The 11,775-nt window shown below is 37.5% G+C and carries 15 protein-coding genes; 7 read left to right on the forward strand and 8 right to left on the reverse strand.

Translation table 11 applies throughout. From position 1 onward, the window contains the following. Nucleotides 1-2 precede the first annotated feature (2 nt). Both comGB and comGA read right to left on the reverse strand, forming a co-directional pair. Complete coding sequence (gene comGB, locus AC0VXV_RS12250; protein WP_475528440.1) at nt 3-1,076, reverse strand: competence type IV pilus assembly protein ComGB; 1,074 nt, start codon at nt 1,074-1,076, stop codon at nt 3-5. After that, nucleotides 1,057-2,073: a competence type IV pilus ATPase ComGA gene (gene comGA, locus AC0VXV_RS12255; protein ID WP_475528441.1), complete on the reverse strand. Its 1,017-nt coding sequence runs from the start codon at nt 2,071-2,073 to the stop codon at nt 1,057-1,059. Before comGA ends, comGB begins: the two co-directional genes overlap by 20 nt. Before the next feature lie 176 nt (nt 2,074-2,249). Between comGA and AC0VXV_RS12260 the strand changes: the two genes are divergently transcribed. Next, nucleotides 2,250-2,948 carry a helix-turn-helix transcriptional regulator gene (locus tag AC0VXV_RS12260; RefSeq protein ID WP_475528442.1) on the forward strand — a complete coding sequence of 233 codons (699 nt, stop codon included), beginning with the start codon at nt 2,250-2,252 and terminating at the stop codon, nt 2,946-2,948. 117 nt (nt 2,949-3,065) lie between these two features. After that, nucleotides 3,066-3,308: a DUF2626 family protein gene (locus AC0VXV_RS12265; RefSeq protein ID WP_008404362.1), complete on the forward strand. Its 243-nt coding sequence runs from the start codon at nt 3,066-3,068 to the stop codon at nt 3,306-3,308. Nucleotides 3,309-3,360: 52 nt separating this feature from the next. Here AC0VXV_RS12265 and AC0VXV_RS12270 read toward each other — a convergent pair whose 3' ends face one another. After that, the gene (locus tag AC0VXV_RS12270; RefSeq protein ID WP_475528444.1) at nt 3,361-4,005 is read right to left on the reverse strand and encodes an MBL fold metallo-hydrolase; all 645 of its coding nucleotides are present in this window, start codon (nt 4,003-4,005) and stop codon (nt 3,361-3,363) included. Between the two features lie 172 nt (nt 4,006-4,177). Between AC0VXV_RS12270 and AC0VXV_RS12275 the strand changes: the two genes are divergently transcribed. Beyond that, complete coding sequence (locus AC0VXV_RS12275; protein WP_008404364.1) at nt 4,178-4,354, forward strand: DUF2759 domain-containing protein; 177 nt, start codon at nt 4,178-4,180, stop codon at nt 4,352-4,354. A gap of 86 nt (nt 4,355-4,440) precedes the next feature. Here AC0VXV_RS12275 and AC0VXV_RS12280 read toward each other — a convergent pair whose 3' ends face one another. The 4 genes from AC0VXV_RS12280 to rpmG all read right to left on the reverse strand — a co-directional run bounded on the left by AC0VXV_RS12280 (nt 4,441) and on the right by rpmG (nt 7,730). Next, complete coding sequence (locus AC0VXV_RS12280) at nt 4,441-6,345, reverse strand: LTA synthase family protein (protein WP_475528445.1); 1,905 nt, start codon at nt 6,343-6,345, stop codon at nt 4,441-4,443. Between the two features lie 310 nt (nt 6,346-6,655). Then, nucleotides 6,656-6,856: a YqgQ family protein gene (locus AC0VXV_RS12285; protein WP_079527733.1), complete on the reverse strand. Its 201-nt coding sequence runs from the start codon at nt 6,854-6,856 to the stop codon at nt 6,656-6,658. 17 nt (nt 6,857-6,873) lie between these two features. Then, nucleotides 6,874-7,437 carry a 5-formyltetrahydrofolate cyclo-ligase gene (locus AC0VXV_RS12290; RefSeq protein WP_475528446.1) on the reverse strand — a complete coding sequence of 188 codons (564 nt, stop codon included), beginning with the start codon at nt 7,435-7,437 and terminating at the stop codon, nt 6,874-6,876. A 143-nt stretch (nt 7,438-7,580) separates the two neighbouring features. Then, the gene (gene rpmG / locus AC0VXV_RS12295) at nt 7,581-7,730 is read right to left on the reverse strand and encodes a 50S ribosomal protein L33 (RefSeq protein ID WP_008408521.1); all 150 of its coding nucleotides are present in this window, start codon (nt 7,728-7,730) and stop codon (nt 7,581-7,583) included. 220 nt (nt 7,731-7,950) lie between these two features. Here rpmG and AC0VXV_RS12300 point away from each other — a divergent pair, with 220 nt between their 5' ends. The 3 genes from AC0VXV_RS12300 (at nt 7,951) to AC0VXV_RS12310 (ending at nt 10,195) form a co-directional block, all read left to right on the forward strand. Continuing rightward, nucleotides 7,951-8,418 carry a hypothetical protein gene (locus tag AC0VXV_RS12300; protein ID WP_475528447.1) on the forward strand — a complete coding sequence of 156 codons (468 nt, stop codon included), beginning with the start codon at nt 7,951-7,953 and terminating at the stop codon, nt 8,416-8,418. Further along, nucleotides 8,415-8,903, forward strand: coding sequence for a hypothetical protein (locus AC0VXV_RS12305; protein WP_475528449.1), 489 nt, complete (start codon nt 8,415-8,417; stop codon nt 8,901-8,903). The genes AC0VXV_RS12300 and AC0VXV_RS12305 overlap by 4 nt, the downstream gene beginning before the upstream one ends. Before the next feature lie 86 nt (nt 8,904-8,989). Continuing rightward, nucleotides 8,990-10,195 carry an MFS transporter gene (locus tag AC0VXV_RS12310; protein WP_475528450.1) on the forward strand — a complete coding sequence of 402 codons (1,206 nt, stop codon included), beginning with the start codon at nt 8,990-8,992 and terminating at the stop codon, nt 10,193-10,195. Between the two features lie 19 nt (nt 10,196-10,214). On the opposite strand, the gene AC0VXV_RS12315 is transcribed toward AC0VXV_RS12310, so the two are convergent. Further along, nucleotides 10,215-11,066 (reverse strand): DegV family protein, encoded by an 852-nt coding sequence (locus AC0VXV_RS12315; RefSeq protein WP_475528452.1) that lies wholly within the window; start codon nt 11,064-11,066, stop codon nt 10,215-10,217. A 238-nt stretch (nt 11,067-11,304) separates the two neighbouring features. On the opposite strand from AC0VXV_RS12315, the gene AC0VXV_RS12320 reads away from it, so the two are divergent. Then, entirely contained in the window at nt 11,305-11,775 is a 471-nt protein-coding gene (locus AC0VXV_RS12320; protein WP_413078297.1) for a glutathione peroxidase, read from the forward strand.

Consider the following 11,775-nt stretch of genomic DNA (forward strand, 5'->3'; position numbering starts at 1 on the left):
TCTTATATAAAATCAATGACATCATACATCGGAATTAAAATACTTAAATACGCAGCAATAACGCAAATAGCAATGATCACAAAAAGCAGCGGCTGAATAATCGCCAGCATTCGTTCAATAATTTTCTGAAGCTTTTCATCCAAAAGCTCACAATATAAAATGAGCTCTCGTCCCAACAAGCCGCTCGCCTCACCATGGGCAATAAAATGCTCAAATTTCGGATAAAAGTAACCGACGATTTCGACCGCACGCTCCAATGAATCGCCAATAAGAATGCGTTCTTGGAGGCTACCAGCAATATAGGCAATGTGCTTTTGGTGGTGTTGGGATTTTAAATGATCGAATGCCTTTTGGAGCGAGAAGCCAGCTAATAATAGATTGCCTAAATGGCGAGCAAACTGCCTCGTAAGAAATAGACGCCAAAAAAGACCGATTAACGGGAGCCTAAACAGTAGATGAAGCTGCAAATCAATTCGTTTCTTACGGATTTGATAAATAAAAAGGGAGAGGACAATTCCGAGAGCAATGCCTACCGCAATAATGTAGTCTGGCATATGGAGGAAAAACTTCGACCACTGAATACTGGCGGACGATTCGCTATGGACGCGGGAAGTAATAACAGAAGACATATTCGGAAGAAAATATGTTCGAAAGGCTAAAAACAGTAATATTAAAAATGTAAATAAAATGAGCGGGTACGACATCACCTTTATTAGTTTCATTTTTGTCTGCTGTTGAAAAACGAGCTGTTTTGCGACAAGACCAATCGCTTCACTCAGCTTACCCGTCACTTCCGCCAACTCAATTGACACTAAATATTGTTTATCAAGGCCAAGCAGCTGAAACACTTGTGTTGCACTTCCACCCCCGCGCAATATATTTGAAATTTCCTGTTGGACCGGCTCATATTGTTTTACATGATAAGGCAACAGCATTTCGATACTGTGAGCAAATGTATAGCCTTCATATAACAGTGTGGAAATTCTTTGGAGTAATGTAGGAAGCTCAGAAGACTTTATAACAGGCTTTTTAAACAAAGTAGCAGATGCTGCATTTTTAAGGAGAGATATATTCATAATAGTCTCCTTGAAGTTTTGCGATTTGACCTGCCAATGTTTGATCAAACGGTAATGTAAATGATTTTTCTTGGATGATGGATTCAAAGGCAAGCTGCAATTGATCATCAGTTAAAAATTCGAAAATAGCTTTATAACCGCTATCCTCTGTTTCAATTAGACGCTGTGAAACAACAGCTCTAAGCATCTGCCGCATTTCCTCAAATGATACCGACAAATCATGAAGCCGGTAAATACAGTTCACCGTATCCTTTGCATGAATCGTCGAAATAACGAGGTGTCCGGAAAACGCCGCTTCTATTGCTACTTTCGCTGTTTCCCTGTCCCGAATCTCCCCGAGCATAATCACTTCGGGAGAATGCCTTAAAATTGCTTTTAAACCTGCTGAATACGTGATTCCGGCTCGCTCATTCACTTGAATTTGCAATAGCTGCTCCTGCCTGCTTTCCACGGGATCCTCCAAAGAAATAACATGACGAGATAAATGCTGTGAACAGTAGTGGAGCAATGAATATAACGTAGTCGTTTTGCCGGTTCCGGTCGCACCGCTAATTAATATTAAACCGCTCTCCTGTCTGGCCAACTTATACAACTGTTCAACACTTTCCTGGAAGTGACATAATGTCTGTAAGGGAACGGTATAGTTTTGCCGTAATATTCTAATTGCTAAACTTTCTTTGAAGAAGCTGGAAGGTAACGTGGAAATTCGGAAGGCATACATGGACTGGTCGATAAATTTTTGGAAGGAACCACTTTGAGGCTTTCGCTTTTCACTAATATCAAGTGAAGAAAGAAATTTAAAATAGGAAATCATACGGGTAGCAAGCTCTGTAGGGAGTTCATCCTCCTTTTCAAAACGGCCGTATTTTCTCTTTAACAAATCATAGGATTCTTCTCTAGGGAGTAAATGGATATCTGTAACGTTCAGCAGTGCTGCCTTAGATAAAAGCTCCAAACATTTTTGTTCAATGATCGATAATTGTTTTATGGAAATCACCCCTTCATCAACTAGTTAGATTTGACTCCATTATAATTGGATCGTGCAGTTATTTATATAGAAATAGATAAAATTTCTTTTTAGTAGGAATTTTCTTTCAATATTAACAAATTTGCTAATATTTCATGTAGAATAATATTAAAATTTTAAATTTTTACCGTATTGGGGGTTTACATATGATACATCCGATTAAAATTTCGAGCACTTTTGCTGATGAAACTCGTTTTTCTATTTATGAATTTATGTTGCAGGAAAAGCAATTCTTATCCGTTCAGGATATTGCAGATCAATTTAAAATCCATTCCAATGTAGCACGTTTGCATCTAACTAAACTTGCAGAAATCGGTGCCATTTCTTCCGAACATTTAAAAACCGGAAAAGGCGGGCGACCTGGAAGAGTATATAAAGCAAAAAAAGAAGGAATCAATTTAAGTATTCCTAGACGCGACACATCTTCATTAATTAAATGGTCACTTGAACTAATTCGCGAACTTGGTGAAGCAGCGTTGAGTAAAGCGCAGGAAATCAGTTATCGTGACGGGAAACAATCGATGCTTGAACAAATAAATTCTGTTAAACGAAAATCTCCATTTACTTTTGATGAGAAATTGGCCATGTTAACTAAAAGCGCCACATTAATCGGTTATATTCCGGAAGTAATTGAGCATAACCAATCAAAATCAATCATATTCTCGCTTTTTAACTGCCCCTTCCAAGAACAAATATCGAACTACGGAGAAATTGTGTGCCAGCTCCATGAATCCTATTTGTATGGACAAGTTGATACATTGTTTGACCGTCATGAAATTACGAAGATGGAAAGCATGGTAAGTGACTGTGACTTTTGCAAATACAAAATTTCCGTTCACAATTAATGGAAAAAACATGCGTTTGTCACAACTCTTCCATATCTCCCAGTTTACATTATCCAGAAACTTGATTTATAATGAATGAGAGACTATTCTATTTTTTTAGAAAAGGAGGGATATTTCATGAGCAATATGTATAAAGTTATGGCATTCTGGACTGCTATTTTCGCCGTTATGTTCTACCTTGGAGGTATGAACGAGGTTTCGCTATTATTCGTAGGTAATACAGGTTTATTTTTATTATTAGGCTTCTTAAATCTTTCAGAACGCATGTACATGTACATTTTTGGCGCATACTTAACTGTTTTCTTCGCCGGTTTCACCTATTACACAACATTCATACACACTCCAGGTGGCGGACATTAAAAAACGACACGCTCTTCAATAGAGAGCGGTCGTTTTTTCATTTACAAATTAGTTAAAAACCATTTAAAAACGGGTTGGAATCCATTTCTGCAGCAGGTGTCGTATAGTCACCATGCCCTGGATAAATAATTGTATCTTCCGGTAATGATAAAAGCTTATCGTGAATCGATTTCAACAAGACATTCAATGAACCTCCAATCAAATCAGTCCGTCCAATGCTTTGTTCAAATAATGTATCGCCGACAATCGCAAAAGCGTCGTCTTTAAAAATAAAGGATATACTTCCTGGAGAATGCCCTGGTGTATGGGCTACCGTAAAGGTAAATGCACCGATTGTCATTTCCCCTTCTTTACGGATAATATGTTCTCCATCAGGTTTTTTCACGATATAATTTGGTAATTCCGCGTATTTGCCTGAACCATTTTTCAACGGATCAGCAAGCCAGTCAACTTCTTTTTCATGGACATACAGCGGAATATTGTATATTGCCCGTACCGCATCCACTCCACCGATATGATCAAAATGTGTATGGGTTAATAAAATAGCTAATGGGTTTAAGCCATTTTTACGTAATTCATTTACAATGCGTGCCCCTTCTTCACCTGGATCAAAAATTAAGCAGTCTTTTTCTTTATTGCTGACAAGGTAGCAATTCGTTTGGATTGGTCCTAGATTATATTTTCTAACATTTAACATAAATCATCACCTCAGTCTCCATTATACATTTTTTCTATCGTTCTCATAGTGAAAGTTATCGTTCAAACAAACGCCACTTTTAGTCCTCGACAAACGATTTGGAAACCTTTACAATAAAAGAGGAATATTGTTGAGACATTTTCTGGAATGTCGAAAGGAGTGTCAATTTTTTATGAACTTATTAATGGTTATTTTTGGTTTAGTTGCAATTTTTGGCGTAATTGGCATATTCCAATCAATCAAAGAGAAAAACCTTTTAGCTGCTGCCTTCAATGCTTTAGCTGCAGGTGTTTTCGGTTGGTTCGTCATTATGACGGTATTAAATCAAGGCTATCCACCAACTCATTAATTGCAACCAAAAAACGTATTGCTCTTGAAGCAATACGTTTTTTATATAAAGAAAAAAAGCTGCTCCCGGATTTCTCCGGGGCAGCTTTAATTTTTATAGTTTGTGTCAATCAGTAAGTTCCCTGTTTCTGTATCATAGAAACGCAACAGGTCACCATTAATAATCTGATCCGAGTATTCCAGTTCTTGTGTTGCACGATCAATAAATGGCTGACATGCTTCCGTATCAATTGCTTCTCCCGTTTCACGGTCGTAGCATACTTCACCTGCATAAACATATTGATCTGTTACGAAGCGACCATCACGGAAAATAACGAAATCTTCATGTTCTTCCGAGAAAAGGTCAGCACCTAATTGCATATCTTTTGAAGTCTCAATACCTAACAGATGCAGTAATGTCGGACGAATATCCAACTGACCCGCTACATTATCCATCACTTGTCCATCATTTGAACCAGGAATGTGGATATATAATGGGACAGCCTGTAAAAGCGCACTGTCATATGGTGTGATCTCTTCTTTATTTAAATATTTTGCCATTGCTTTATTATGATTTTCGGAAATCCCGTAGTGGTCTCCGTACATCACGATAATCGAATTTTCATATAAACCTTGTTCTTTTAAATCATCGAAGAATTCCTTCACCGATTCATCCAAATAGCGAACTGTTTGGAAATAACGATTTAATGTACCTGAATTTGAATCATATTCAGGAATCATCATATCTTCCGGATCCAAATAGAACGGGTAATGGTTTGTTAAAGTAATTAGACGGCTATAAAACGGCTGTGGCATTTCTTTCATTAATGCTGCAGATTGTTCAAAGAATGGAATATCCTTCAATCCCCAGTTTACAGATGTTTCTTCTGTTACATTGTATGATTCGAGATCATAGAACTGATCTAATTTAAATGATTTGTAAATCATATCACGGTTCCAGAATGATTTGTTGTTCGCATGCATAACATTTGTAAAATATCCATTTTCCCCTAAGCGCTCTGCAAAGGAGTTATACGTATTTTCACCATGTGTAAAGAATACTGCACCTCGACCTAAGCCATATAACGAGTTTTCAAAAATAAACTCAGAATCCGAAGTTTTTCCTAATCCAGTCTGGTGATAAAAATCACTGAAGTAATACGTATCTTTATCGTTTGTCAATGAATTCAGGAAAGGTGTTACTACTTCCCCATTCATTTCCTCATTAATAACAAATGACTGCAATGATTCCAGGGAAACTGCAATTACATTGCGGCCTTCATACTTGCCGAACATTTCAACATTAGGTTCCGCCTGGTTTGCGCGGACGTAGTTGCTCACTTCAACAAGCTCACTGCCATCTGCCAACGCACGCTGTGCAGACGATTTCGACTGAACATATACATCGTAAAGATGATAGTTATATGTTCCGATATTTTTCACTAACAGTTCACGGTCAAATGCTCGTGTCAATAATTGCGGACGCTCTGTTTCTGCTAAACCTAAGTTTAAAAATAAAATAGCTACCGTCATGACAAAGTATGCTTTTCGCGCATCTTTACGTATAGGCACTAACTGCTCTTCCACTTTCGGTAAAAGCTTCACAGCAATAATAATCAGTAATACATCAACAAAATAGAATATGTCCATCCAGCTAATAATTGCTGCTGCTGATGTACCTAACTCTCCAAAATTGCTCGTTTGGAATAATACAGGCAATGTTACAAAGTCATTGTAGAAACGGTAAAAGGCAACATTTCCGTAAACTACTAAGGCCAGTAAAATACTACTGCCGACAATATAGCGATTTCGCGCTTTTTGTGATTTCAAGAATAATGACAATCCATAGAAGAATAATAAGAAGCTTAACGGATTGATAAACAAAATTAACAATTGCATTGCATTTTCTATCTTCATATCAAAGCTAGTTTCATAAACAATTACAGTTTTAATCCAGGTTGCTATTACGGCAATCGCTAATATCGAATGTTTAGGCCATTTAAAATCTTTCATATCCTATACATCCTCTCTTTACATATTCGATTTTTTTAAATAGTTTGTTTTATTTGTGTAAATTCCTCATTCAAACAAAATCTATGTTAAAGCTTTTCAAACAAATCCGCAACATTATTTCGTTTAAACAGTTTACATTCATAAAATAGCACTATTATTTAGTACGTATTAAACTTGAAAAGGTTTCGTTAATTATGAAAACAGCGGTTATCCCCGCTGTTTCACTCAGGTTATGTTCGTGTAAAGTTTATAACCCTAAGTAAACAAGCATACCTCTATACGATCCATACTATTATACACTAAATTCCAGTTATTTTCCTGCTTTAAGCCTTTGCTCTTCCTGACGCAGGATTAACAATGCCATCTGAAAATCTTTCGTATCAATAAATTTCGATTTATATAATTCCTTAATTTCGTCTTCCATTAAGTATAAATCTCCAATACGGTCTTTTGTATAAATGTAAATTCCGTATTGCTTTAAGATGTCAAGCACATCCAACATTGACTTCATTCTCGTTCCTCCACCAATTATTCGCAGATTATGCGATTTTTATCTGTAAGTAGTATATGTACCGGAAGATCATGTGATTCTCTCGGTATTTCGTTTAACAACTGCTCTTCAAATGCCAAGGATATCCGCTTTCCATTAAATCCAACTAAATAGCGGTCATAATAGCCCCCGCCAAATCCGATGCGGTAACCGTGATGATCGAAGACAACCCCCGGCACGACCATTACATCAATTCGTTCTTTTTCGACCAGTTCTGTTCTTACTCGTATAGGTTCTAATATATTTTGATATGCTCGTTCGGTTTCATCAAAACTGTTAATTTTGTAAAACTGCATCGAGCGATCTTTCGGATTACATTTCGGAACTGCAACATATTTATTTAATTTCCATAATTCTTCAATAATAAACGTCGTATCCACTTCCGGCTGATTTGATAAAGTAATTGCTATAATATTTGCTTTTTGAATAGATGGTTCCTGTAATAATTGCTGAGCGATTTCCAGTGAACGTTCACGATATTCCTGATCGGTCATATTGGACAGCTTTTCCTGCACTTTTATACGATAGTCTCTTTTCTCCAAACAAATCCCTACTTTCAATAAAGCTGTTTTAAGTTAAACATTACTATCATAAATCAAATTCGTTGAATCATCATAGTAAGATTTAATAGAATATCAAGTAAAAAGCCAAAACCAACGAGTGGTTTTGGCTAAATGAGCGATTATTACTTTGTTTCACGGTGAAGAGTGTACTTCTTCTCGCGAGAGCAATATTTTTTAAGTTCAAGACGCTCTGGATTGTTACGCTTGTTCTTTTTTGAAATGTAGTTACGTTCGCCGCAGTCTGTGCAAGCTAAAGTAATGTTTACGCGCATCATTAACCCTCCCACTCTAAATTAAGAATAAATTTATTTGAGCATGATTTATACGACTTACCTATTATAACACACTGTTTTAAAAAATCTAGTATGATTTCTTAATAAGTTTTACTATGTTAAAATAAAGGGAATCTGCAGTAAGAAAACGATTACCAACTTCAATTGCAAGTTTACTGTCAATACAATGACATAGATAAAAAGAAACGGAGGACTTGATATGGGACTTTCTTCAATATTAATGATTGCTGGTATTGCTGTCATTTTTATATCCCTATTGTTTAAAGATAAATCAGCAAAAGTTGAAAGAGATATAGAAGATTTATCGATCAATATTTATCAGGAAACGAATGCTTTAAAAAGACGCATAAAAGCATTGGAAGAAGAACTGCTTGTAGAACCAAACTTTCAAGTACGCAAACCTTCTTCTGCCCAACAACAAAATTCAGAACAGCAAGCTGCCTTTTCATCTTTTCAACAAGTAGCAGCCCAAGTAAAAGCGGCTCAAAGCTATGGAACGGCATCTAAGGTAACTCCGCAAAAAAATACGAAACCGATTAACGGCATTTTAGTTAGCCAGGTGCTCGCGCTCAATAGTCAAGGCCTATCGATTGAGGAAATCAGTAAGCGTTCGACATTATCACATGCTCAAATCCAATCGATTTTAGCAAATGGAGGTCAACAATGAAATCATCGTTGCGAGCATTTGGTATCGGTCTTTTTGTGGCAGGTGCAAGCATGGCATTGTTCGATATGTTGCCTTCTGATTCCAGTCAGAAAGATAACGCCGCTTACGAAAAGCAATTAGACGACTATGAAAAACAAATCGCTGAACTGACACAACAGTTAAACGAGCAAAACCCGGGTTACGCCAAATCTAAAAAAGTGGACGAGCAGACAACTAGTACAGCCGAAGAGAAAACAGCCGCTACAAAAGAAGAAAATAAATCAGGCGTTGTGGAAGAGACCATTTATATTTATGAAAATGTTTCTATTTATACAATCGGGCAGCAAGCGGAAGACTTAGGTATTGTCACTAATGGCCGAGAGCTTGAACTTTATTTGTCCAAACCGGAATTTGCACGTTCTATTCAAAAAGGTGCATTTGATCTCCGCTCCGATATGACAATCGAAGAAATTGCCCAAGTGCTGACAGGACAACCAACCGAATAATTGTAAATTTCAATATAGATAGTAAGCAAGCAGGTCTTCTTCCAAACTATCGATTATTCAAAAGTTTTCAAGATTGAAGGGATTACATGGACTATATAAAAAGAGGAACAAAGGCTTTTAAAATGACGAATATCGCATTATTTGCTGCAGGTTTTATCACCTTTGCCAACCTTTATATTACGCAGCCACTAATGCCCCAGTTTTCAAATGATTACAATGTCTCCCCTGCGGTAGCCAGTTTATCGTTATCTGCTGCTACGTCCGTTTTGGCATTTAGTCTGTTACTTTTCGGTTCATTGTCGGAAGCTTGGGGCCGAAAAAAATTGATGACCGCTTCGATATTTGCGGCTTCCGTTTTAACACTCGCACTAGCGTTTGCTCCTAATTTTGAAACGATTCTCGCCTTGCGTATCATTCAAGGTTTTGTATTTGCCGGGGTTCCTGCCATTGCGATGGCTTATTTAGGTGAAGAAATGGAACCTTCAAGCTTAGGTGTGGCAATGGGTCTTTACATAAGCGGAAATGCGATTGGCGGTTTATCGGGCCGTATTATAATCGGCACGATGAGTGATTTATTCAACTGGCAAATCGGAATGATTATACTCGGGGTATTGAGCATTATTATCAGTTGTTGCTTCATATGGGCATTACCAGAATCCAAACATTTCACACCACGTCCATTGCAGTTCCGATTACTGACTAAAACACTATTCCAGCATATAAAAGATAGACGACTTGTTTTATTATTCGGGATTGGATTTACATTAATGGGCAGCTTTGTGACAATGTATAACTATATCGGCTTCAAGCTGGTTGATTCTCCCTATAATTTAAGCATGACATTTGTAAGTTGGCTATTTGTTGTTTATTTAGTAGGGACATGGAGCTCCACATGGTTCGGAAGCTTATCTGATCAATATGGCCGGCAAAATGTTCTATACAGCGGGATTATCTTTATGATTTTAGGTGCAGTTCTTACCTTCCCTGTAAGTTTGCCTTTAAAAATAAGCGGTCTCATTATTTTTACTTTCGGCTTTTTCGGCACGCATTCTATTGCAAGCGGCTGGGTCAGTCATTTAGCAAAAGTCGATAAAGCACAGGCTTCCTCATTGTATTTGTTCGCCTATTATATGGGGTCAAGTATCGGAGGAACGCTCGGCGGTATCTTTTGGATGCACTACGGTTGGACTGGCGTTGTCCTTTTCATCGGATCAGCACTCTTAGTAACATTTATTTTTGCAGGCTTTATTCAATTCTTTCAATCTAAATACGAAAAGATGCAGAGCGCCTAGAAAGAGGCCCTGCATTTTTTTATTCCCGTACCCAAGTCAAACCTAATGTTCCTTCTCCTGCATGAACACCTACACAGGCAGAAAGTGGTGTTGGGGTAAATTGAATTGACGGAAAGTCCTTCAATAATTCCTTTTTCCACTCGATAGCCCCCGCTTCATTATTACAGTGAATAATAGCAGCTTCTTTTACGGGTGACTTTGAAATAGCACGCTCAAGTTTTTCAATGACTGCTTTTTTAGCACGATTATCGGCACGTACTTTTTTAGCCACTTCAACGCCGCCATCTTTATTGTATTCAATCACTAGTTTAATATTGAGCAAGTTACTGAGAAACATCGCCATACCTGAAACACGGCCGCTTTTATGCAATTGCTCCAAGCTTGCCGGGATAAAAGCAAGTTCTGACTTGCCACGCATTGCTTCTATTTTCTTTACGATTGTTTCCGGGGCATGTCCTTGTTTTTCAAGCTCAATTCCATGTGCCAGCATGACTTGCATTGGATATGAACCAATTTTCGCATCAATAATATAACTTTTGAAACCCGCCTGTTCTGCAGCCATTGGAGCACTTAGTACAGTACCCGATAGTTGTTCTGAAGTATGAATCGCAATTGCACAATCATAACCTTGTTCTTTTAATTTTTCATATAAAGCTACATGCTCTCCGAAAGCCGGCTGAGACGTTTTCGGGTGCATTGTTGAACTTCTTAATTTATCGTAAAATTCATCGTGCGTCATGTCCACTGTTTCACGAAGTGCGCCATCTTCAAAAACGATGTTCAATGCAAGCACATGAATTGAGTGTTCTTTAATAAAACTTTCTGGTAATAATGCTGCAGTATCTGTAATCCATGCAATCTTCTTATTCATTATAAAACTCCTTGATGTTAAAATTTTATGTCTCACAAGAATGTAAGCGCAATCATAGTAATGGCACAGTGACACATGTCATATTTGAAAGGATAAGTTCTGGGGTCGACATTATTTCGACAAGATTCGAGTTTTATTTTCGTTTTTAAGTGATACCGATTATTTTACATATGGGCTTTTTTTCCGTACGATAAAAGTACAAACAATTATATTAGTAGTTTCGAGGAGGAACGAAAGCATGAATATTTATGATATTCCTGTTAAGACAGAAAAAGGAGAGCAATATGAATTAGACCGCTATAAAGGCCAAGTAATGATGATTGTCAATACGGCAAGCAAGTGCGGGTTTACAAATCAGTTTACAGAGCTTGAAGAATTATACGATAAATACAAAGAAGAAGGATTTGTCGTACTCGGTTTCCCTTCCGACCAATTTAAACAGGAGTTGTCTTCCGGTGAGGAAGCTGCCGAGTTCTGCCGCCTGGATTACGGTGTAACGTTTCCGATGCATGAAATGGTGAAAGTGAACGGTTCAGAAGCACATCCTTTATTTAAACATTTATCTTCTGAAGCTAAAGGTCTTTTAGGGCAGTCGGTTAAATGGAATTTCACGAAGTTTTTAGTCGACCGTGATGGCAATGTTATTAAACGTTACGCCCCACAGGATTCACCGACAAAAGCAGAAAACGATATTGCAAAATTACTTTAA

This window comes from Solibacillus sp. iso_87 (genome assembly GCF_056173085.1).